General features: G+C 33.6%; 14 protein-coding genes. 1 reads left to right on the top strand and 13 read right to left on the bottom strand.

Annotated features, from left to right (window positions below; translation table 11 throughout):
- Nucleotides 1-48 precede the first annotated feature (48 nt).
- The 8 genes from EM932_RS13695 to EM932_RS13665 all read right to left on the bottom strand — a co-directional run bounded on the left by EM932_RS13695 (nucleotide 49) and on the right by EM932_RS13665 (nucleotide 10,041).
- The gene (locus tag EM932_RS13695; protein ID WP_135877753.1) at nucleotides 49-1,227 is read right to left on the bottom strand and encodes a mandelate racemase/muconate lactonizing enzyme family protein; all 1,179 of its coding nucleotides are present in this window, start codon (nucleotides 1,225-1,227) and stop codon (nucleotides 49-51) included.
- 494 nt (nucleotides 1,228-1,721) lie between these two features.
- Nucleotides 1,722-1,859 carry a hypothetical protein gene (locus EM932_RS20910; protein WP_170179799.1) on the bottom strand — a complete coding sequence of 46 codons (138 nt, stop codon included), beginning with the start codon at nucleotides 1,857-1,859 and terminating at the stop codon, nucleotides 1,722-1,724.
- A 190-nt stretch (nucleotides 1,860-2,049) separates the two neighbouring features.
- Nucleotides 2,050-2,601: an FAD-dependent oxidoreductase gene (locus tag EM932_RS13690; RefSeq protein ID WP_246041071.1), complete on the bottom strand. Its 552-nt coding sequence runs from the start codon at nucleotides 2,599-2,601 to the stop codon at nucleotides 2,050-2,052.
- A 38-nt stretch (nucleotides 2,602-2,639) separates the two neighbouring features.
- Entirely contained in the window at nucleotides 2,640-3,767 is a 1,128-nt protein-coding gene (locus tag EM932_RS13685; protein WP_135877752.1) for a hypothetical protein, read from the bottom strand.
- A gap of 3 nt (nucleotides 3,768-3,770) precedes the next feature.
- Nucleotides 3,771-5,693, bottom strand: coding sequence for an FAD-dependent oxidoreductase (locus EM932_RS13680; RefSeq protein ID WP_135877751.1), 1,923 nt, complete (start codon nucleotides 5,691-5,693; stop codon nucleotides 3,771-3,773).
- Between the two features lie 14 nt (nucleotides 5,694-5,707).
- Nucleotides 5,708-7,351 carry a sulfatase gene (locus EM932_RS13675; protein WP_135877750.1) on the bottom strand — a complete coding sequence of 548 codons (1,644 nt, stop codon included), beginning with the start codon at nucleotides 7,349-7,351 and terminating at the stop codon, nucleotides 5,708-5,710.
- 11 nt (nucleotides 7,352-7,362) lie between these two features.
- Nucleotides 7,363-9,447 carry a glycoside hydrolase family 127 protein gene (locus EM932_RS13670; RefSeq protein WP_246041070.1) on the bottom strand — a complete coding sequence of 695 codons (2,085 nt, stop codon included), beginning with the start codon at nucleotides 9,445-9,447 and terminating at the stop codon, nucleotides 7,363-7,365.
- A gap of 12 nt (nucleotides 9,448-9,459) precedes the next feature.
- A complete protein-coding gene (locus EM932_RS13665; RefSeq protein ID WP_211344292.1) occupies nucleotides 9,460-10,041 on the bottom strand; it encodes a sulfatase-like hydrolase/transferase in 582 nt (193 codons plus the stop codon).
- A 219-nt stretch (nucleotides 10,042-10,260) separates the two neighbouring features.
- Here EM932_RS13665 and EM932_RS13660 point away from each other — a divergent pair, with 219 nt between their 5' ends.
- On the top strand, nucleotides 10,261-11,811 hold the full coding sequence (locus tag EM932_RS13660; protein WP_135877749.1) for a helix-turn-helix transcriptional regulator: 1,551 nt from the start codon (nucleotides 10,261-10,263) through the stop codon (nucleotides 11,809-11,811).
- A 159-nt stretch (nucleotides 11,812-11,970) separates the two neighbouring features.
- Here the strand turns inward: EM932_RS13660 and EM932_RS13655 are convergent, their stop codons facing one another.
- From EM932_RS13655 to EM932_RS13635, 5 genes are all read right to left on the bottom strand, one after another.
- Nucleotides 11,971-15,219, bottom strand: a complete 3,249-nt coding sequence (locus EM932_RS13655) for a glycoside hydrolase family 2 TIM barrel-domain containing protein (protein WP_135877748.1) — start codon at nucleotides 15,217-15,219, stop codon at nucleotides 11,971-11,973.
- Between the two features lie 153 nt (nucleotides 15,220-15,372).
- Complete coding sequence (locus EM932_RS13650; RefSeq protein WP_135877747.1) at nucleotides 15,373-16,527, bottom strand: mandelate racemase/muconate lactonizing enzyme family protein; 1,155 nt, start codon at nucleotides 16,525-16,527, stop codon at nucleotides 15,373-15,375.
- Nucleotides 16,528-16,784: 257 nt separating this feature from the next.
- Nucleotides 16,785-18,353 (bottom strand): sulfatase family protein, encoded by a 1,569-nt coding sequence (locus tag EM932_RS13645; RefSeq protein WP_135877746.1) that lies wholly within the window; start codon nucleotides 18,351-18,353, stop codon nucleotides 16,785-16,787.
- Between the two features lie 117 nt (nucleotides 18,354-18,470).
- Nucleotides 18,471-20,258 (bottom strand): RagB/SusD family nutrient uptake outer membrane protein, encoded by a 1,788-nt coding sequence (locus tag EM932_RS13640; RefSeq protein WP_135877745.1) that lies wholly within the window; start codon nucleotides 20,256-20,258, stop codon nucleotides 18,471-18,473.
- A gap of 19 nt (nucleotides 20,259-20,277) precedes the next feature.
- Nucleotides 20,278-23,397 carry a SusC/RagA family TonB-linked outer membrane protein gene (locus EM932_RS13635; protein ID WP_135877744.1) on the bottom strand — a complete coding sequence of 1,040 codons (3,120 nt, stop codon included), beginning with the start codon at nucleotides 23,395-23,397 and terminating at the stop codon, nucleotides 20,278-20,280.
- Between the last annotated feature and the right edge of the window lie 252 nt (nucleotides 23,398-23,649).

The following is a 23,649-nucleotide window of genomic DNA, read 5'->3' as shown; positions in this document are numbered from 1 at the left end:
GAGGTTAAAGTGATTTACTAAATTTTCATTTTTACCGAAGAAACACGCCTATTTCACTTTATAAATTTTCTGAATTGCTTCTTCTGTATTACCTGTTGGAATGGAAGCATATTTATTCAAAACATCTTCATCAATATCAATTCCTAATCCTGGTCTTTTAGGAACTTCTATCATTCCATCTTTCATTTCGATAGATGGAAAACATAGTTTGTCTCTCAATCCATTTTCAGTTTGGTCATATTCCATTAAAAAATCTGGTTGGTACATTCTTCCAGGAACAGATTCTATATTGGAGATAAAGTGAAGTGCAACGTGTAATCCGATAGCTGTTCCCCAAGTATGAGGTATTAGATCTACACCATTTGCGCTTGCCAAAGCACCAATACGTTTTGCCTCAGTAAGCCCTCCACTAGCACAAATATCTGGCTGAATGATATCTACGGAGTTGCTTGCTATTAATTGTTGAAATCCAAATCGTAAATATTCACATTCACCACCAGAAATTGGAATAGTTGTTTTTTGCCTCAACTCACTATATTGGTCATAAAACTCTGGCGATAATGGCTCTTCAAACCAAGCAATATCATACTGCTCTATCTTTCTTGCAAGTTCAGTTGCCTCTCTCAATGTATAGGCATGGTTAGAATCTACCATTAATTGAATTTCCGGACCAATAATTTCACGCATAAGTTTAACGTTTTTCACGTCCTCTTTTATGCCCAAACCTACTTTCATTTTCATCGCTTTAAAACCTTGAGAAATATAAAGTTTTGCCTCTTTCTCAAAAGTTTTAGTTGGATTTTTATGATCTGTAAAGTAGAGTCCAGTTGCATAAGGACGAACTTTTGAACGATGTGCTCCTCCGAGTAAAGTAGATATAGGTAAATTTAAAAGCTTACCTTTTAAGTCCCATACCGCTATGTCAATTGCACTCATTGAAGCCACTAGTATTCCCCTTCTAGCAAAATCAAGTGTTTTACGATACATTGTATTCCAAACAACTTCGTTTTCAAGTACATTTTCTCCTACTACGAAAGGTTCTAAAAGCTTAATCCCAGCCTCTAATACTGATGCTGGTCCATATCCTTCTCCCCAACCATAAGTACCATCTTCAGCAGTTACTTTTACTATACAAATACACCTTTCGGAATATTCCCATTGGGAGAAGAAAAAACTCTTAGACAATTTGTCTTTTAATACGAATGTCTCAATTGATTTTATTTTCATATTGCCTATTTTATAAGAAGCTAGATATAATTAAATAATTAAACTTTAATATAGTTTATCAATCTAACTCTTTAAATTCCATGTATTATCAAATTCTTATTTAAATACTAATCTGAAATTCAAAATAAGCCAATAATAACGCTTTCAAAACAATTAAATTTACCATGTTCTGGTATTATTTTACCCTGTTTAAATCGTATTAATGCAAGTGATTTACAATCTATAATGCCAAAAATAAAGAATAAAATCAACATTAAATGGATTGTTTTTTTTAAGCAAAAACCACAGCGATTTAAACCAATGAGATAATTAATTCAATTGAGATTGTTTTTATGTTTAACTACATCACTATAGGAGAGATCATTTAATAATCTTAATACTATCATTTTAATAAAAAAATACATGAGTTTTTCTAAGCCTAGTCTTCTCCTTTTTTAGATATTACAATCTTAAATTCATCGTAATAAAAACCAGAATCAACACAAAACATTACTTTAATGTCTTGGTTTCCAAAGGTAAAACCAAACCGAATGCGCAATAGATACAATAATACCTACCGAATAGGATAATTTATAATCTAAACTAAATCCTTCTGGAGCTACTAATATATAAGTGGTAACTGCTCCTGACATAAAAGCTGATGGTATTAAAATAAATCAGATCAAATTTTATAGCAAAAGGAGGTGCTTTATAAGACATAGGTTTCCCCATATCTTTTGATGATAAGAGGATAGTGGCACCCATTTGCCAGCCATCTGGTTTATCTGGGGCATATTTTTCATTAAATTCTGTCTTTCCTTCCCTACCTGTCCTATATATAGCTCAGGCGGTAGCAGCCATAAGACCATCACCAGAGCAGTCAATATATTGTTTGGCATCAATACTAATGAATGTTTCAGTAGCCAATTGCCAACATAGAACAGATTCAATTTTAGAATTATTTGTTATGGAGCGAATACATTGTGTATTCAGCATTAGCGTAATATTAGGTTCTCTAGTAACAAAATCATAGAGTACATGATCCCAAACGGTAAATGAATGTTGTTCGTTACAAAATCGATTTAATAAAAGAATTTCTTCCATAATTCCGGTTTCTCGTTCTGGCAACCCGCTTTTAAGTTTGGTAACACCATGAACAATGACTCTAATTTCGCTAGATGCATTTCCTCCTAAAACTGCACGGTCTTGAACTAAAATAACTTTGGCACCGTTTCTTGCAGCAGCAACAGCAGCACAAATACCCGCCATACCACCTCCAATAATGGCCACTTCAGTGGTTAAATTCTTTTCTCTTATGGGAACAGGGCTTTCAGTACTCCCCATTTTCGTCCACTGGTCACATGAACGATCGGTCAAGTGAATAAGATGTTTCATTTAGTTTAATGTGTTTTTTCAAGTTTAGTTTTGAGTTGTTATAGCTTGTTTTTATGCTTTTCCTGAAATGAATTGAGTTGTTTTTGTTGCGAATCATTTAGTTTTTGATTTTTAAGAAACCAAAAAGCACGCCTTGCTACTAAAAACTTGACGTCTAAAAGGAGGAATGTATTTTCAATCACTTTAGGAGAGTTAGGATTCTTATCTTGCATTAACTCCAATAAAAGTGAAACTTCTTGATAGGAGTTTAAATTTGTAACTTCAGAACTCAAGTTGTCCAAATATAGTTGCGGTATATTTTGTTGGGTTTGTCTCAATGATTGTAATACTACTAATTTTTGTTCTTTTTGACCCTGAAAGAATAAGGTTTTTGACGCATTTAAATAATCTTCATTGGATGTATGGTTTAAATATTTATATGCTGGCCTTAACAACGAAGCATCTTCTAGAAGTTTTCTGATAATAACGTCAATAAACGGTTTGCTATATAACTTACGGACCTCTAATTCGTTAATGGCAATATGAAAATAGGTATTATCACTATCTAGTATGAAGTTTTTTAGTTGTGTTTCTGTTACCGATTTTCCTGTTTGCGATTTTATTTGAGAAACCACATCTCCGTTAGCCCAATGCCATAACGTATAGCAGGTTAAGGCCGCACCTGGTACGGTATCTTTTTCGTCAAGTTCTAATGCTGTTGCACCTGAAATCGCATCTACATCTTCATTACCGTGTTCATCTGGAACTGTTAAAATTTCATCAATGTAGACTTCCTTAAAAGGTGAATCATTATCAGCTAATATATTTTGAAGTTTTATATAGTCTTCGGGTTCGAATAGATCAGCTTCATATTTCTCAAGTGTTTCCCCTTTAGCTAATTCATACTTCTGATATTTTCCCGTATTATCCCAAAAAAGTTTTACAGGAATCACCTTGCACACTTCTTCAAGACAAATTACGGAATACACATCCATGGTATATTCAATAGGAAGTCCGTTAGCATTTTGAATTTCACTAAGTATTGTGTTTACTGGTTTTTCTTCGCCTGGGTGATTTACAACAACGTTATGTTTAATTGTTTTAAAAGCGTTTTGATCAGTTTTATTAGGACTCATCCATAAAAACGGAATGAGTAACCATAAGTATGTTTTAATGAAATTTATCATATATTAAGTATAGCAACGAATTTCAAATAGTTTAGCATTCTCAGCACCATAGGTTTCGGTCATATTAACTTTGACTGCTGTTACTTTCAAAGGATTAAAATTGAATTTAATTAATCGGGTTCTGTTTTGTTCAATCTTGCCTAAATCTACCCATGAGCCATTTACACGACCTTGAATACTTAATGCTTTTAACATTTCTTCAGGTACACCGTTATTAAATAGTTCATCATTTCTACTATCCTTACGCATCATGATGTTACGTTTTACATTACTATCACACTTGAGTTCTACTTTAGATAATGATACGGGTGCCTCCCATTCTATTTGTACATTTGCTGATAGTCCATCCGATTGCCAGTGATTGATTTTGCCATCAATATCTCTAGACATGCCATTGAGTAAGTTTTTTGCGTCTCCTGATGATGAGGTAGACGCAAAAATCAAACTGGATTTTCTGGCTAAATCAAGAGGATCGTTTGCAGGTCTTTTTGGGATAAAAACATCGTCTCTTAGTAATTGCTCTTGTAATTCTTTAATGTGTTTTTGTCCCACTTCTCTTGGAAGCATGTTTCTTTTATTGCAAATGGCTGCTGCTGTTCCAACAGCTTGACCTTGTAGCGCACAAGTGGCCATAATTCTTGAAGACGATAAAGCAATATGTGTTTGACTTACGTTTCTGCCTGCAAACATTAGGTTAGATACATTTTTTGAGTACAAACTTCTGAAAGGAAATTGGTATACTTCCTTAAAGTGATAATGGAAATAGCTTGGGGGTTCCGAAATGTTTTCAATACCACCTGGGTTATGCTCATCTAGAGACCACCCACCAAATGCTACGGCATCTTCAAAATGTTTATGCTCTGTCATATCTCTTTCAGAAACAATATAATCCCCAATAAAACGGCGTGATTCTCTGCGTCCTGGAATTGAGCCTACCCAATCTAATGCTAAATTCTTAGCTTCAGGAAATTTTCCTGAATTTTTAATGTAATCCCAAACGCCATGGAGATATCCCATGAGTTTATGTCTGTTTTCTTCAGCATCAGCAATAATATCATCATCACTACCAACCTCTATCCACCAAATACCATCTTGAAATCCAGCAAACTTTCGTCGTTTACTAGCACCTTCATGGGTGTATTTTATAGCATAAGAAGGCGGTGAATATGTCATAGGCTTTCCCATATCTTTTGAAGACATTAAAAGGGTAGCTCCCATTTGCCAACCATCAGGCTCATCTGGAGCAAAAGTCTCATTAAATTCAGCTTTTCCTTCTCTTCCTGTTCTGTATTCTGCTCCTGCTGTGGCAGCTAATAAACCATCTCCAGAACAATCAATAAAAATGGGTGCATTTATGGTAAACATTTTTTCAGTTGTTGCTTGCCAGCACAGAGCTGATTTTATTTTATTGCCTTCCATGACCGCTTCTACTGCTTGAGTATTCAACATTAAAGTTAGGTTGGGTTCACGAACCACAAAATCATACATCACATGGTCAAAAACAGGAAAGGATTCTTGTTCATTTTCAAAACGATTATGTAATAAAATTTCTTCTATAATTCCTGTCTCTCTTTCAGCTTTTCCTTTTATGTTATTTACACCATTTAAATGTACCCGAATTTCACTGGAGGCATTACCGCCTAAAACGGGTCTGTCTTGTATTATTACTATTTTGGAGCCATTTCTGGCTGCAGCAACTGCAGCACAGATTCCTGCGGCACCACCACCAATAACTGCAACATCATAATTTTTTACGGGTTTTCTATTTGGTGTGCCTGTTTTTCCAGTTCCTAAGTGGTACCATTTATCCTTTGGCTTGTCATAAACAATATTATTAGTACTTGCGCAAGATGTAAAAATCATTGGTACAGAACCAGCAGCTATAGCAGCCGTTGTACCTTTTTTAAAAAACTCTCTTCTTTTCATGGTTCGGAATTCGCTTAGTTGTGCATTATATGTTTTGGTATACTACCTTTCCAGCCTTTTTCAAATTGTACCATAAGTTTTGAGACAAGCTCAGGGTTCTCTTTAGCAATATTTATTGTTTCTAAAGGGTCTGTTTTGTGGTCATATAATTCTTTAAAAATAGGCTCTTTTTCAGGATTGGTTCTATCTTTCCAAACTATAAAACGATAGCCCTCTGTTCTCATCGCATACCCCATTAAATTATTTTCAAATAAATTTCTATCCCATTTTTCACCTTGTTGTTCGATTATACGTTCTTCAACTTCTTCAAGGAGCGGTCCAAAGTAGGTTTCGCGCATTGCTTGTCTAATTGGGAAAGCGCCCCATTCCCGCAATGCTGGAGAAGGAAATTGACTAAAAGCTGCAGCTTTCCATTCGGTTTGCGGGTTTTCTATTAATCTTTTAAAGCTAGTCCCTTCAATATGTTTTGGGGTTTTTAACCCTGCTAAATCAGTTAGAGTAGGATACATATCTATTAGTTCTACTAAGGCATCGGTAGTTTTGCCTTGACTTCCTTTTGGCATATCAGGTGTCCAAATCATCATTGGTACGCGCGTCGCTATTTCATAGTTGGTTGCTTTACCCCAAATGCCCATATCACCTAAATGCCACCCATGGTCACTCCAAACTATTATAATTGTATTATCTCTAACTCCAGCTTTTTCAAGTGCAGCAATCATTTTTCCTATTTGTGCATCTACATAACTCACACATGCTGAATAAGCGTGCTTTAAAATGGTAGCTAATTCTTCATCAATTTGTCCTTTTTTAGGAATACCGCTTCGAACTCGTAATTCAAAAGATGGATGTAACCCCATAGTTGCTCCATTTTCCGGACTTTCGGTTTGCGTTGATAGTTTTATTTTTTCTCTATCGTACAAATCCCAGTATTTTTTAGGAGCTACCCAATTAAGGTGTGGCTTATTAAACCCTAACCCCAAGAAGAAAGGTTTATCTCCTTTAGCAAGCATTTCTTTCATAGTAGCGATGGCCAGTTCGGTATGGTAACCATCTCTATAGGTATTGTCGGGCACATCTGCATTTTCATAAGCTTGCCCCATGGCTAGACCGTATTTTGCTACGTTACCATATTTCTCAACCATTTCTTTTTTAGTCGCTGCACGTTCTTTAATGTTTTTTTTAAAAGCAAACCCAACAGGTTTTTTGATGCCTTTTGAAGCCATACTATCTATGGCAGGTAATCTGCTCCATGACTTTTCATCATCTAAATCGCCATGATGGAATATTTTACCAGCATAAACCGTTTCATAGCCATTATTCATAAAATGCTGAGGCAGCGTAACCACTTCTGGATTTACTTCTCTAAATTTGATATAGTTATGAAAAACGCCGCTAGTCTCTGGACGAATCCCAGTTAATAAACTCGCTCTTGAAGGTCCGCAAATGGCTTGTTGGCAATACGCATTTTCAAATAATAATCCTTGAGTTGCTAATTTGTCTAAATTAGGACTAATCGCAATGTCAGATCCGTAGCAGCCTAATTCTGGTCTTAAATCGTCAATGCCTATAAAAAGAATATTAGGCTTTTTAGCAGGCTGTTTCTCTTGTTGACAACCAAAGCAGAATAGTAAAATTAGTGGATAAAAAATGATTTTCATAGTAAAATAAATTATTCTAGTATTAAAGGGAGCCAAACACTCATCTCTGATTCCCCTCGGTTTGACCATGCAAAGTAAGGCACAAACTGAGCTTTATGATTTTTCCATTTTAAATCAGAAAGCTCTCTGTACATACCTTTTTTATCGTCTTTACGTAATTTTACGTTTCCTGAAATTGCTGTTACACCTCCTAATAAATCAGGTTTGTAAGTAGCTGTTAATTCTGATTTTATTGGTAAATACACATCTAAAATATCTGTGTCTTTTGGTAAATCTGGCGACTCTACACAATACACCACTGGTCCTCTTTTTATAGTTGCTTGATTTCTTACTTCTTCAATTAAAGGGTTTCCTTCTAATAATTTAATGTCCATCGGAAGGTTTAGTGATATAACATCACCTTTTTGCCATTTACGGTTGATTATTGCAAAGTTTCCAGGTTTTGCTTTTGTGTTAGCCGTTTTTCCATTGACCATTATTTTAGAACTGTCTGCCCAATCAGGAATTCTTAAAAGTATATCAAAAGTATCTTTTTTACATGCATCAATAGTGATTTTGATATTACCTTCCCAAGGGTAATTTGTTTCCTGTTTTAGCCTTATGGTAGACCCATCTATTAATTTGGTATCTAGTTTATTCCCGCCATATAAGTTAACAGCCACACCGTTTTCTGATAAGCTATATGCCCAAGCTGAGGATTTAACAATGGTTCTAACTAAATTTGGTGGGCAACAAAAACATGGGATATATGACACCCTGCCTGGATAATCTGTAACTCCCATTTTATGACCTTTTGTTCTTCTTAAAGGATTTGTATAGAAGTACGTATTTCCTTCTAAACTTATACCTGATAAAGCACTGTTATATAGTACCAGTTCCATAATGTCTGCATGCTTAGATTCACCCTTTACACCTAACATTCTGTAGTTAAACATAGCATTACACAAGTTGGCACAAGTTTCATTATAAGCGTGTGCATTATGCATTTCATAATCGATAGTAAAAGCTTCATGTACAAAATCGCGGTTAGAAGAGCCGCCATGATGTTTTTGTCCACAAGCACCTGTGACGAACATTTTTTTATCTACAATATTTCCCCATATTTTATCCAGAGCATCAATCAAAGCTTTTTCTCCAGTTTCAGCATATACATCGGCAGCACCTGCATAATAATAAAGCGCTAGTACTGCATGCCCCACAGCTTCATCAGATTCTCTTAAAGGCGTTCTTTCCTGCGTCATATCTCCAATTTGGTTGAATCTAACTGTTGGGTCTGGTTTCACTTTAGACTTTCCCCTCATATTGATGAAAATTTCAGCTAATTCTAAATAGCGTTTGTCTTTGGTAGTTCTGTATAATTCAACTAAACCCATAATTTGCACTTGATTAAAACCAAAACGTGCTAATTCTTTTGGTTGTGGTTGAAATGCAACATATAGGTTATCTGCATGCTTAATGGCAATATCTAAAAAGTTAGTTTTTCCCGTAACTCTATAGTAAATACACGCAGCGATGTATAAATGTCCACTGTTATACATTTCGTGGTATCGTCTTTCTGAAAAAGGTTCAGCTTTTGTTAGCTGAATTTGGGTCTGCAAGTATCCATTATCCTGTTGCGCTTTCCCAATTATTTCAATAAGACCATCTAGTTCATTAGTGATTTTTTCATCTTTATTAATGGCATATACATAGGTTGCAGCTTCCATCCATTTGTAAAAATCGCCATCATGCCAATTCGTGCCTTTATGCTTACCTTCTTTTAAACCAGCAGCAAACTTGAAGTTGTTTAAAGCGTGCCCTGTGTCGCCTTTAAGAACCTCGCCCATGTAAGGCACCATGACTTCTTCTGCTACTTTGAATTTGTCTGCCCAAAATCCATCAGTCCATTGACAATCACCAATATTCAGACTTTTTAACTTAACATGCGGACTATTTGCAGTATTAATAGCACCTTTGCTGCTATCTAAATTTAGGTCTTTACTGGTTCTAGTATTTAAAACCATACTTTTATCATCTACGTTTTCTTGATTTTGTTTACAAGAAACAATCAGGGTAATACTTAATAAGGCAATTAATAAGTGTTTTATTAGTTTCATTTTTGTTTAGTTTTAAATATTTAGTGACTGATTCATTTGTTGCTGTAAATTCTTTTTTATTTTGCTGTGTTTTTTGTCTGAAGCTAAATTGTCCCATTCATAAGGATCCTTTTCATTATCATAAAGTTCCTCCTTACCATTTACATAGCGGATATATCTATATGTCTCAGACCTCACCGAATAACTTTGTTCCATAACTTCGTTACTTTTAAAGTTTCCTCTAACAACAGTTAAAGCTACATCAGATTCCTTCGATTTAGGGTTATCAGGATTTTCCAAGAATGGCTTTAAGTTATGACCGCTTAACGGTTTACCATTGTCGTTTTTTAAAATTCCGATCAGAAAACTTGCTCTTGAAGGGGCGCATATCGGTGCGTTAGTGTGAGCGTTCGTAAAGACGGTGCCTTCTTTTGTCAAGGCATCCATATGAGGCGTTTTAACTTGTGGATGACCTCCTAAGAAACCAGTATAATCCTTTAAATCGTCTAGCACAATAAGTAAGACATTGGGTTGATTTTCATTTTGAGAATTAATAAAACACGTATTACCCAATCCAAAAAATAGTAATAGAAGACTTAAATATTTCTGACACATTAACGTAAAATTCAGTTTGGTTTTTCATAAAATTAAATTTTCCACTTATTTAAACCTAATAAAACGGATTACATAAACTTAACATTGCAAAAAATTTATATTTATATTAGCTTAACATAAAATATTATTGATAATTCGAATATTAAACCTAAATAATTTATTATTAATACTTTAATTAGAAATATATCTTTTTTAAAAGTTATCTCTTTACTTAACATAATGTGTTTTGGAAGTTTACATGCACAACAGTTTAAAACTCATTTTTACGAAGGTTTATTTGATTCTAACGTAACAAATGATTCGATATTCCATGTGTTACAAAAGACTAAAAAACAAGCTAATTTTAAAAAAGACACAACTTTATTAATAAAGAGCCTAATTTCTTTGAGTACATATGAACGTTACAGGTTGAATTATAATCAAGCATTTAACAATGCTGGAGAGGCACTAATTATAGCCGAGGCTAAAGATGATTCACAATTAAAAGCAAAAGCATATGAAGAGTTAGGTGTATTGACTTATTTGTATAAACAAAATGAAGAGTCTGGTGATTATTTTTTGAAAGCTCATAAACTTTATAAAAGTTTGTATAAAAATGGCGGGGTAAATATCTCTGATTTATATCAATCCCATTATAACTTGGTTATGCATTATCAAAGTATTGAGCATCAAAGTAATTTAAAAGCTCATATTGATACCTGTCATGGTTTAGCAAAACAATTTAAGGTTAATACTGTTTATGATCTTTATCTTAAAGAAAAGAAAGCTAGTTTAGAAGAATGGAATAATAAGTACAATAAAGCCATAAAGTTGCTTGAGAGTATTGCGTTTCAGTTAGAAAATATTGAATCTAACACGCAATTAAAAGAAGGTGACAGGCATTTTTTGCTTATTGTTTATGGTAGAATAGCTAATATTTATTTGAAGTTGAATAAGCTTAATTTAGCTGAAATCTATTTTGAAAAATTTGTAAAGGTTAATGGCGTTATAGGAGAAACTACATTTTATAGGTCTTTTTTATATTCTCGTTATGCAGAAGTTTTATCTAAGTTAGGAAAGTATAATAAAGCTTATGAATATGAACAAAAATCGAATTCAATTGGGAACGCTTATTTAAACCCTAGAAATGATAGGAATAAAGGTTTTTTAACTATAAGGAATCCTTACAAAGAGCAACTCATAAAAAAGAATGAGCAAATTAATATTAAGAACTTAGAGTTGGCAAAAAATAAAGAAGAGATACTCAGGTTTAGGATACTTTTCTTTATGATATTGCTAATACTAGTTATTGTTGTTGTTTTGGTAAGATCTAGGGTTCGGTTATTGAAGTTTCAAAAAAAACAAGAGGTTTCTAATGAGCTTTTAAATATTAAGAATAAAGAGTTGACTTCTAACACGCTACAATTAATAGAAAAAGAAGAAGTTATTAAGAAACTAAGTTCTTATATAAAAGAGTCAAACCCAGATAAGCGCTCTCTTTCTTTATTAAAATCCATTGAGCATAGTTCTACAAGTTTATGGGACACTTTTAATACCCGTTTCAAGGAACAGAACATAGGCTTTTATGCTAGACTTCAAAAAAAAGTGCCTAATCTATCATCTTCTGATTTAAAATTATGTGCCTTGATTAAATTGAATTTTTCAGGAAAAGAAATGGCTTATCTTTTAGGTATTTCTCTTGGTAGTGTCCATGTAGCAAGACATAGGTTACGTAAAAAAATGAACCTAAATAGAGGTGTCAACTTAACAAATTTTATAAACTCAATTTAGTACAGTTCTAATACCAATTAGAAAGCAAATATATTTTTGGATAAGCCGACATGCAATAGTTTTAATGTTTTCATGTGCCTATTTTATTGTTTTTCAATGATCATATGTAACATCCACATTATCACTTCTATGTATGACCAAATTTTAGTCGTGGATGTTTCATTCTATTATAAATTGAAATTGATATTTTCCAGAAGGGATAATATACTGTGGTAAAGTTTCGGAAAGCGTACCGCCAACACTCATTTGAACTAAATTCAGGTTTAAGGTATAAAATCCTTGAGGTTTCAGATCATAAGAGTGTTTTGCTTCCTGAATATTTTTAGCCGAATAAGGCCATATTGAAAATCCAAATTCTGGCGAACCTTGAATTACTATGTTGTCTTTTTTATTTTCCGAAAGTTTCAACCATTTTACTTCAGAACGATTACCATTTTCTTGAGGAAAGATGTAATTGGTAAATAAATCGTCTGTATTAAAAGTATATTCATCCATAATAGCACCTCTCTTTCTATCTATATAATTTTCCCATGGTCCTTTTCCATAGAAAGCTGCTTTAGAATAATTTTTAGGCACTCCTAATGTCATTCCAAATTTTACTAACCCTGGCAATGATTCATCAGCATCCATAACCATTTTTACAATCAACCTTCCATCACTTAAAAAACGATAGTTAATTTGTAATTTAACTTCTTCATTAAATGATTTAATGACTTTGATTACAGCGTCATTTTCTTGGTTATTCTCTATCTTTATAGATTCTGTTTTTAGCTTATCAGCTAAAAATTCCCAATATTCTCTTGATTTTCTAAATGATCTACTGCTTGCACCCCGTAAATCATTATCTATTGGAGGACGGAAAAAGTCAGGTTTTAAAGGCGAAGCTATTTGCTCTCGATTATTGGTTTTAAAGGAACTCAACTCGCCATTTAACCTTGAAATTATAGCCAAAAAACCTTTGCCTGAAACTTCAATTGAATGTTCTGATTCTTTTATTAAAACCTTAGCTTTTGACTTTGATTTGTATGCCTCAGTAACTTGACTAGCTTTCAAAAGTATTTGATCCTTTGCAACCTCAAAACCTTTACCTGCCCAAAGACGATTTTCCTTTTCATGAACAGAAACCTCAACCCAATAATCGGAATCATCTTTAAAATTTATCTTTTTGAAAGGAATAATTATTTCAGAAGAGGAATTAGGATCAACACTAATGTTATTTAAAATTCCTGATTGTATATCATTTCCATTCTTAGAAACTATCCATCTCACTTCATAAGCATTTAGATTAGTTTCATTTAAATGATTTATCACTTTGAGCTTTCCATTTTTAGCATCTACTGTTTCAAAATTAAAGGGTTGATAAATATATTTCACTTCCCACGCATGCGGATTTGCTTTCCTGTCTGGAGAAAACACACCATTAATACAAAAGTTTTTATCATTTGGGATGTCCCCAAAATCTCCACCATAGGCATAGAATTTATCACCTTTTTTAGTCGTGGTTTCTAATCCTTGATCTATCATATCCCAAATAAAGCCACCAATTAAGTTCTTTTTAGAGTTAATTAAGTCCCAATAGTCGCCTAAACCACCAATAGAATTTCCCATAGCATGTGCATATTCACACATAATAATTGGTCTATTAATGTATTTACTCTCAGACATTGCTTTAAGTTGGTAAATTTCAGGATACATTCTACTTAAAACATCTACATAATCAGGATCATCAGGATTTGCATGGGCTTTTCCTCTAAATACCTTTTGTCCTGCAGCACCTTCCTTATATTCTGGATGTGTAGGTTTACCTTGTGCGCCTTCATAATGCATAAAACGTGAAGGATCATAATCTTTTACCCAAGCAGCAGCAGCAGCAAAGGCAGGTCCAGTACCAGCCTCATTACCTAAAGACCAAGAAATAATACTTGGGTGATTTTTATCCCTGTCTACCATCCGCATTACTCTACTTAATATAGGGATTGCCAAACTCGGTTGTTGTGGTACATAACTGCCTAAATGATGCGTTTCAATATTAGCTTCATCCATTACGTAAACACCATATTTGTCACATAAACTGTAGAAATATGGGTCATTAGGGTAGTGTGATGTCCTTACGGCATTAAAATTGAACTGTTTTAGTAGTTTTACGTCAGCTTCCATATCTTCCCTAGTAAGCGCTTTTCCTCGAATAGGGTGGTGATCATGACGGTTAACACCTTTAATTTTAGTTACTTTTCCATTAATAAGAAGTTCACTTTCCTTACTGAAGGACACTGTTCTAAATCCAATTTTTTGACTTCGGGATTCTACAATTTCTCCTTTTGGATTTTTAACATCGAATACTAAAGTATATAGATAAGGATTCTCTACCGACCATTTGTTTGGTTGTTTTATTTGAGCTTCCAAGAAGGCAAATTTAGTAATGTCGCGTTGTGGCCATCGTTCAAAATGTACGTCTTCAATATTGCAAGACATTGGTGTTTCTAAAACCTTGTTTCCTGTAGCATCATAAAGTTCTGCTGAAATTGTCCAGTTTTTTAATTGGTCTTCATCTCCTTTCATCCATAAATATGGACGAATTTCTAGTTTGGCATTTTCTAAATCTTTATCAAACTTAGTACGTACAAACATATCGTTAAGTGCTATTTTAGGTTGCGCTAAGAGTAAAACCTCTCTGTGAATACCACTTAATCGCCACATATCCTGATCTTCTAAATAGCTACCATCACTCCAACGAAATACTTGAACAGCAATTCGGTTTTTCCCTGTTGAAATAAAATCGGTAATATCAAATTCTGCCGCCAATCGACTGCCCTGACTGTAACCCACTTTCTTTCCATTTACCCAAACATAAAAGGCTGAAGATATACCTCCAAAATGTAGAATAACAGATTGGTTATTCCATGCTTCAGGAACAGTAAAATCCCTATAATAACTACCAACCGGATTATCTCTATATCTATCTATATAAGGAAATTGGGGAGGATGCGGCCCCAAATAACTAAAGTTTCGTTTGCCTCCATTTTCAATATTTGGCGTAAAAGGATAAATGATATTACTGTAAATAGGTTGTCCATATCCTTGAAGTTCCCAATTTGAAGGCACTGGTATATTTTTCCATTCCTTTAGGTTTCCTTCAAAATCTTTAGTGATAAAATTTTGCGGCCTTTCAGACGATTTTTCTACAAAATTAAACTGCCAAAGACCGTTTAAAGATTGCATTCTAGAAGCTTCTCTATTACCTATTAAGGCATCTTGATGATTAAAAAAGGAGTAACTTGGTACACGAGAACGCAACTTATTTTGTTCGAACATTAATTCGTTTTCCCAATCGTTTTGCTGTGCGATAACCAGATTACCAATAAAGGTACTAATTAAAAAAAAGAATATACTTATTTTGAGGGTATGCATATAGATTCAATATTTATTATGTAAATTAATGTCTCATGTTACTGGACAGATGGCATATCTTTTAATCCGCTTATTACATCAACAAGTTCACCGTTTATATATAATTTTTTGTATCCGAAGTCCTATGTATTTGTATTCATTACTAATAATATTTTAAATAAATTCTCTTAAAACTTTCTTTTTAATTGAATAGTCATTTAAAACATTTTCATCAACATCAATCCCTAATCCAGGTCTATTAGGAACTTCTATCATACCATTTTTCATCTTAATTTTTGGAAAAATCAGGCACTCACGTAGTCCATTTTCTGTTTGATCAAACTCCATTAAAAAATCTGGTTGGTACATTCTTCCTGGTACAGACTCTAAATTTGAAATAAAATGCAATGCTACATGAAGCCCAATAGAAGTACCCCATGTGTGTGGAATTAAATCTACTCCATTTGCTGTTGCCAATGCTGATATTCTTTTGGCTTCGGTCAAACCTCCGCATGCACAAATATCAGGTTGTAAAATATCTACCGATTTGTTTTTTATTAACTGTTGAAATCCAAATCTTAAATATTCACATTCTCCTCCTGCAATTGGAATACTGGTTTTTTGTCTTAATTCATTATACTGTCCATAAAATTCTGGAGAAATTGGTTCTTCAAACCATTTAATATCATATTTTTCGATTTTCCTTGAAAGTTCAACGGCCTCTCGTAATGTATATGCGTGATTAGAATCTATCATTAATTCAATATCATCCCCAATGGTTTCACGTATTAATTTTATATTAGCTACATCTTCTTTTATCCCCAAGCCAACCTTCATCTTTATTGCCTTAAAACCTTGCGACACATATAGCTTAGCTTCTTCAACAAAACCTTTAGAAAAATCATGATGATCGGTAAAATACAAACCTGTTGCATAAGGCTTAACTTTATTTCTATGTGCCCCACCCAATAGTGTATAAATTGGAAGCCCTAGAAGCTTACCTTTTAAGTCCCAAATAGCAATATCTAATGCGCTTATCGATGCCATTAAAGTACCCTTTCTAGCAAAGTCAAGAGTTTTACGATACATTTCATTCCAAATAACTTCGTTCTCAAGAGGGTTTTGACCTATTACCATAGGTTTTAATAAATCAATACCAGCTTCTAATAATTTTGCTGGTCCATATCCCTCACCCCAACCATAGGTACCATCTTCGGCTATTACCTTAACAATACAAATACATCTTTCAGAATATTCCCATTGTGAAAAGAAGAAACTTTGGTTTAGTTTATCTTTTAGTATGAATGTCTCAATTGATTTTATTTTCATATCTCTTATTCTAATAGAAACTAGATTTAATTAAATCCCAGTAAAGTAATCTATATAATATAACTCTGTAAATTTCAGGTATAATCAAATGCTTATTTGTGCACTACCATTAATTTCAAATAAGCCAACAAATAGGTTTTGCACAAAAAATCCCCCACAACTTTCACTTCTATTTGTTCTTTTTTTTAAATTGTAATTTATAGATTAAAAAACCATATATTAAGTATGGGTTATTTGTTCTAATTATATTGTAAGCATTATTTAAAAACTACTTCTTTAACACCTTTATTATAATCTTTTCCTCTTAATGATTCGTAAATGTCAATCATTTCAGCTAGCTTTTCTGGATTAGATTTAGCCAAATTGTCTTGTTGGCCTATATCTTCTTTCAAATTGTAAAGCTGAAATTCAGGAAAATTCCCAACCTCAATTCCGACTTTTTCTCTAAAGTTCTTCCCTTTGTATGGTGGAATTATTAACCAATTTCCCTGGCGCAATGCTGTCTTACCTGTAGCCTCGATAATTAAACTCTCTCTTCCTATCTTAGATTTACCAAGTAAAGCGTTAAGTATTTCTTTACTATCCGTAGTTGTTTCTTTTGCGCCAACTAAATTTGCCAATGATGCCAATAAATCCATTTGACATACAATAGCATCGGAAGTGCTTGGTTGAATTTCCCCCTTCCAATAGGTAATAAATGGTACACGAGTTCCTGCTTCAAATATACTGTATTTTCCGCCTCGTAATCCTCCTTTAGGATCATGATTACCTGATTTTTCTACTGCGTCATCATAATAACCATCATTAAGTACTGGTCCATTATCACTTGAGAAAACAATTAAGGTATTCTCTAAAACACCTTCTTCTTCAAGAGTTTTCATAAACTCACCAATACACCAGTCTGCTTCCACAATCACATCACCTCTTGGTCCTAAACCAGATTTACCAACAAAACGTGGGTGCGGTGTTCTTGGAACATGCGGTTGTTGCATAGCATAGTACAAAAAGAACGGTTTATCTTTATGAGTTTTCACATAGTTTTGGGCTTTTTCTAAAAAATGGTCTGCCATATCAATATCACTCCATTTAGCAGATTCTCCTCCTTTCATATACCCAATACGTCCAATACCATTTACGATGCTATTGTTATGCCCATGGTGCCATTTCATTTTAACCATTTCTGGATTATCAATAGCTGTTGGCTCACCTTCAAAATTATTTTTGTAATCAACAAATATAGGATCATTAGCATCTAACCCTACAACGTGACCATTATCTATATAAACTGTTGGTACACGATCTTGTGTTGCTGCCAAAATATACGACTCATCAAAGCCTACTTCATTTGGTCCAGGAGACACACGCTGATTCCAATCTACAATTCCTGTACCTAAACCTAAATGCCATTTACCAACGATAGCAGTTTGATAGCCTTGGTTTTTAAGCATTTTTGGTAAAGTTTGTTGTTCTGTACTTATTAAAAGTGGTGCTGTACCTGGTAAAATTTTTGCTTTTTTATTACGCCAAGGATACATGCCTGTAAGTAAAGCATATCTACTTGGTGTACAAGTTGCTGATGAGGCATAACCATCTGTGAATTTAACACCTCCATTAGCTAATGCATCTATATTAGGTGTTTGTAATTCTGTAGCACCATAAACACTTAAATCACCATAGCCTAAATCATCGAGATATATAATTACGATGTTTGGATTTTTCGACGTGGTTCCAACTTCATTCTCCTTTTCTGCTGGCTTATCTTTACAACTAATTCCAAGTAATAAAACTGATACTAATAGTAAAGTGGTTCGTTTAAAATTTTTCATGTTTTGAATTTGATTTGCTAAAATAAAATTTTCAATGCTAAATTATCTTCTAATTCACATCAATATAAAAAAATATTCCCATCTCAAAAATGAGATGGGAATATAAATTTTTATTAGTTAAATACTTGTATTATTATCTGATTCACTAAGCGGAATTGGTAAATAATCACGTGTATCATTATAGTTTTGTGCTGCAGCTTCAAATTCATTTTCCCCATTAATATAAAGCTCATTTGCTGTTACCGTTCGTGTTAACAAACTTTTAGCTCTCTTTTTTGTTTTTCCAGCCTCATCAACATAAGTATAATCAGTAACGTAGTATTTAATTCCAGACAATTCTGCAAATCTGGCTTTAGCGTTACCCCATCTTCTTAGATCGATATTTCGAGATGAAATACCTTGAATATTTAATTCTAATGGTCTTTCCACATGTCTTAAATGTCTTCTTAATGTGTTTTCATCGGTATATGGCAAATTTGATACTGGTTCATTTGCAATATATGTTTTACTTGCATTTACTACAGGCCCTAACAATGCCAATCCCCAACGTTCACGAATCGTATTAATATCACCTAAAGCTTCAGTAATTCTACCTGTTTCTAAATAACATTCTGCTCTCATTAAATACACATCTGCAAAACGATTAATAATTACATTTTTTCCAGATTGCCATGGTGAGACACCTACATTCTTTTCATGATCCGTAATATCATGATTTGTATGCTGTTTGAAAAGTGAAATTTTATTATTTCTAAAATTATCTGCTATTGCAGCTGTTGGTTTTTGATAATACTCGGTATGCTCATCATTTACAAGTGAAACCATAGAGGACGCTCTCAAGGATATGTTATCTGTTATTCTATCTCGTCCATTATGCCCTATTACGGTATTTCGTACATCTAAAGGATCTAAAAACTCGGTAGAATACGCTTCTGTTAACCAAGCAGCTACAACAGTATGTTCTGGCGCTCCTCCACCTTTTGAGTTTGGAGCAGAATACCTTGCGTTTCTATTACTAAAACTTTCTTCATACCATTGAGACTCATTTCCTTTTAATTCAACCGAGTAATTAATCTCGAAAATAGATTCTGAATTAAAATCCCCAGCCGAAGTGTACATTAGTTTTACATTTTCTCCTGTTAAAAGGGCATATCCATATTCGGATTTATTATTAATAATATCATCAAAATATCCAATAGCTAAATTATATTCTTTCTCATATAAATGACTTGTTCCTAATATAGTTGCTGCAAGCCCTTTATCTACTCTTGTTTTCTGATCAAAAGCATGAGGAAGGTTGTTATAAGCATAAAGCAAATCATCTCTAAAAAACTCAATAACTTCTGCTGAAGTAGATGTAGGTTTAGAAATTTCCTCAGTACTTGCCGGAACCTTATCACGTATAATGATTTCGCCTTTATTATATATTGCGTGTAAATAAAAATGACACATACCTCTTAAAAGCCTAGCTTGACCCATTTGTTCTGTCCAAATTTCATTACTTTTTAAAGTATCATCCATACTTTCTAGTCCTTCAATAAGCTGGTTTGCTCTAAAAATAACTTGATACAAAGCATTCCATTGCCTATGAAAATTAAAACTGCCTGGATTATAAGTATGGGTATAATAAGGTATAACCCTAGCATTTGGATTTGGATTGTTTGTTCTACGGGCAGAAATAATTCCTAAATCTGAACGTAACGATTCCATCCAAGGGTTTACAATAAAAGTATCTAACATACCTCCATAAACGCCTGTTAAACTAGCATCAGACTGTTCAAGATTTGAATAGTAAGTATCCGTAGATACTTCATTTGGATTAGTTTGATCCAAGTAATCACTGCATGATTGTAAAAAACCTACAATTACAATCAAAGCAATTAATTTATTTTTTAAATTTTTCATTTTGTATTTTTTTTATTTGTTAAAACCTGATGTTAACACCTAAACTATATAAAGCAGATATAGGATATCTTGAAGCATCAAGACCTCTTCTAACTACATCTCCACCTATTTCAGGATCGTATCCATCATAACCTGTAATGGTTAATGGGTTTTGAGCAGAAACATAAAGTCTAAATCTAGAAATATCTAATTTTTCTAAAACGTCTTTGGGCAATGAATAACCTAAGGTAATTAATTTTAATCTTAAATAATCACCATTCTCTAACCAATAATCCGTATTTCCGTTATGATTAAAATCTCCTTTGCTTCCACTCCAATTTGGAACGTTGGAAGTAGAATTGTCTTCAGTCCATATATTATTTAAGTCTGGATGGCGTCCCGCAATATAACTTACAGCTTTGTTACCATTCATAATTTCTGACCCTACACTGGCAAACCAATTCATAGCTAGGTCTAAATTTTTATAGCGCCAATTTAGATTAAATCCTATTTCAAAATCTGGTAACCCACTTCCTTTATAAACTTTATCATCAGCGTCTATATCACCATCATTATCCGTGTCTACATACATTAAATCTCCTTTTTTAGCATTTTCCCTACCTCCAAGTTTTTGATATTCAACCAACTGTTCATCCGTTTGTACTAAGCCATTAGTTTCATAAATAAAGAATGCACCAGCCTCATATCCTTTAGCAAAATAGGTGATTAATGAATTTTGAGTATCGCCACCAACCAATTGTGAGTTACCATTAAGAATAAATGGAATATTATTATAAATACTAGTAATTTCGTTTATGTTTTTGGAAAAAGTAGCATTCAATCTTAAATTACTCTTTCCAATTTTCTGATTGTACCTAGCTCCTAATTCAAAACCTTGATTGGTCATGTTACCTACATTCAACACTACACTTCTATGGTCAAAATCATCAAAAGGTGAGTTACCTGTTTGATTAAATGCTCCGGAAGAACTTGGTAGTGTAATTGGAAACAACATATCTTCTTTCTTTGTATTGTAATATTCTGCTGTTAAAACAAACTTGTTTTTTAAAAAAGCTAAATCAATTCCGACATTAATTGATTTTGATGTTTCCCATTTTGCCACTGAGTTTGCATAATCCCTAACAGCTGTTCCGTTATTAAAAGTACCATCAAGGTCTGAAAAAATATAATCCGCAGCCTGTCCTATAGTACTACTAAATTCATAATCATTTATAGCATCATTACCTACTTCACCATAACTTGCTCTTAATTTAAAGTTATTAACGACATGTTTGAAAGACTCCCAAAAATTTTCATCAGACACATTCCAAGCAACCGAAGTTGATGGAAAGAACCCCCAACGGTTGTTAAGTCCAAATTTTGAAGAACCATCATAACGCCCCAAAACTGAAAACAGGTATTTTCCTTTGTAATTGTATTGCAATCTTCCTAAGGTACCTACCCGAGTGGTTTTGTATCCAGATAAACTATTTGTAACTGGGTTTATAGTGGCAGTATTTAAAACTTTAATGTCATTATTTGAAACCCCCCGTTTCTCACCAAAGAAACCTTCAAAAGTATCTTCTTCAAGAGTTATTGCTCCTAATAAGCCAAACGTATGATCTCCTATTTTCTTATTGTAATTCAAACTAGCATCCCAACTAAACTTAGTCAACCTTTGTACTTCACTATTAACAAAACTTTTAGTAGGGTCGGTTTCCGTATCATCGAAGTCGTCTGGGTTTACAAGCGTATATGCAGGGGTAAATTGTTTTTGTAGTTGATTTCTTATAGAAACTCCTACTCGTGTATTGAAACTAAGATCATCTGTTATACGTCGTGTAATATCTAAACTTCCATTCAACACTTCCCTACGTATTAAATTTTCTCTTTTAATTGCCTGAGCCAAGTTATTTAGAGGCGTTGTTACAGCTCCATCATCTGTCGTAAAAATGGCATCAGCATCTGGATCAATTAATGGAAAATACGGTGCATAACGACTCGCTGTTGCAAGTAAACCGTTATTAGTAATCGCTCTTTTATCAATAGTTAAGGCTATACTTGTATTTATCTTCCAATGATCAGATACATAGGTTGTAGATGTACGAGCATTATATCTTTTTGCAAAAGAGTTTACCAATGATCCCTCTGTATCCAAATATCCACCTGTAAAATTATAAGTTAGATTATTTGATCCACCTGAAACATTAAGAGAATAGTTGGTGGTGGTAGCATTTTCATTAAGTACATATTGACTAAAATCATTTTCATTATCATACCAGGATGGGTTTCTATCCAAAATTGCAATATGGTTTGTTAAACCCAATGATTGTTTTAAAGTTTCAAAAGTTATTTGCTCACTTGAATTCATCAAGGGTGCATTTTCGTTTAGGTTTTGAATACCATAAGTATGTGTAAAATCAACTTTCATTACACCTTGTTCCCCTCTCTTAGTGGTTACTAAAATAACACCTGCCGCTCCTCTAGAACCATACACGGCTGTTGATGCCGCATCTTTTAAAATATCAAAAGTTTGAATTTCGTTCATATTCAAGCCTGGGTTTCCAACTTGAGGTATCCCATCTACAACCCATAATGGTGTATTTGCTCCAGCTGTTAACGAGGTAATACCTCTAATTTGAATACTGGATTCTGCACCTGGTTCTCCTGAGCTAGAAACTACAGAAACACCAGCAACCTGACCTTGCAATGCTGATGCTACATCTGTAGTTATAAACTGTTCTATATCTTCAGATTTTACTTGAGCTACTGCACCTGTAAGTTCTTTTTTCTTAACAGCACCATACCCAATTACCACGACTTCTTCTAAGTCCTCAAGGTCGGTATCCATAGTAACATTAATTTGTCTTTTGGCAACCTTTACTTTTTCATCTACTAATCCCAGGTAACTAAATAAGAGAACATCTCCCATATTAGCTTGAATAGTATAGTTTCCATCAAAATCTGATACCGCTCCAGTGCCAGTACTTTCAACCAAAACAGCAACCCCAGGTATAGGCAAACCATCTTCTGCCCCTGTTATGATCCCTGTTACAGTTATTTTTTGTGCAAAAGCACTAAGACTTAGCACTAAAAACAGAGTTGTGAGAAATGTCTTGTCCAGCCTCCGTCTTGTTGTAATTACATGTTTTAAATTCATTTAGTTTAGTTTAGTTAATAATTTTAGTTTGATTAATATTTATTCCTTAATTGTAGAATCACAGTTCTTCCTTTCAATTAAAGCATGATTCAACTAGTGTTAGTATTCTTTTGTACAGTGTTTGTTTTTATATTTAGTTAGTTAACTCGAGTTTCCAATTATTTTAGATTATATGTTTGATTTGAAAAGCCATTATAAAGAGTATTTGACTATCGCTGAATTTTCTGCTATTAAGTTCTTTATGGTTCATTT

Origin of the sequence: Flavivirga rizhaonensis (assembly GCF_004791695.1) — a bacterium.
GTDB lineage: Bacteria > Bacteroidota > Bacteroidia > Flavobacteriales > Flavobacteriaceae > Flavivirga > Flavivirga rizhaonensis.
Note: the sequence above shows the minus strand (reverse complement) of the source record. Positions and strands in the feature narration are given on the sequence as shown.

Bases quoted from the DNA above. Each gene is read 5' to 3' on its own strand.
- EM932_RS13695 (WP_135877753.1), bottom strand. From the start codon at position 1,227: ATGAAAATAAAATCAATTGAGACATTCGTATTAAAAGACAAATTGTCT.
- EM932_RS20910 (WP_170179799.1), bottom strand. From the start codon at position 1,859: ATGTCAGGAGCAGTTACCACTTATATATTAGTAGCTCCAGAAGGATTT.
- EM932_RS13690 (WP_246041071.1), bottom strand. From the start codon at position 2,601: ATGAAACATCTTATTCACTTGACCGATCGTTCATGTGACCAGTGGACG.
- EM932_RS13685 (WP_135877752.1), bottom strand. From the start codon at position 3,767: ATGATAAATTTCATTAAAACATACTTATGGTTACTCATTCCGTTTTTA.
- EM932_RS13680 (WP_135877751.1), bottom strand. From the start codon at position 5,693: ATGAAAAGAAGAGAGTTTTTTAAAAAAGGTACAACGGCTGCTATAGCT.
- EM932_RS13675 (WP_135877750.1), bottom strand. From the start codon at position 7,351: ATGAAAATCATTTTTTATCCACTAATTTTACTATTCTGCTTTGGTTGT.
- EM932_RS13670 (WP_246041070.1), bottom strand. From the start codon at position 9,447: ATGAAACTAATAAAACACTTATTAATTGCCTTATTAAGTATTACCCTG.
- EM932_RS13665 (WP_211344292.1), bottom strand. From the start codon at position 10,041: ATGTGTCAGAAATATTTAAGTCTTCTATTACTATTTTTTGGATTGGGT.
- EM932_RS13660 (WP_135877749.1), top strand. From the start codon at position 10,261: ATGTGTTTTGGAAGTTTACATGCACAACAGTTTAAAACTCATTTTTAC.
- EM932_RS13655 (WP_135877748.1), bottom strand. From the start codon at position 15,219: ATGCATACCCTCAAAATAAGTATATTCTTTTTTTTAATTAGTACCTTT.
- EM932_RS13650 (WP_135877747.1), bottom strand. From the start codon at position 16,527: ATGAAAATAAAATCAATTGAGACATTCATACTAAAAGATAAACTAAAC.
- EM932_RS13645 (WP_135877746.1), bottom strand. From the start codon at position 18,353: ATGAAAAATTTTAAACGAACCACTTTACTATTAGTATCAGTTTTATTA.
- EM932_RS13640 (WP_135877745.1), bottom strand. From the start codon at position 20,258: ATGAAAAATTTAAAAAATAAATTAATTGCTTTGATTGTAATTGTAGGT.
- EM932_RS13635 (WP_135877744.1), bottom strand. From the start codon at position 23,397: ATGAATTTAAAACATGTAATTACAACAAGACGGAGGCTGGACAAGACA.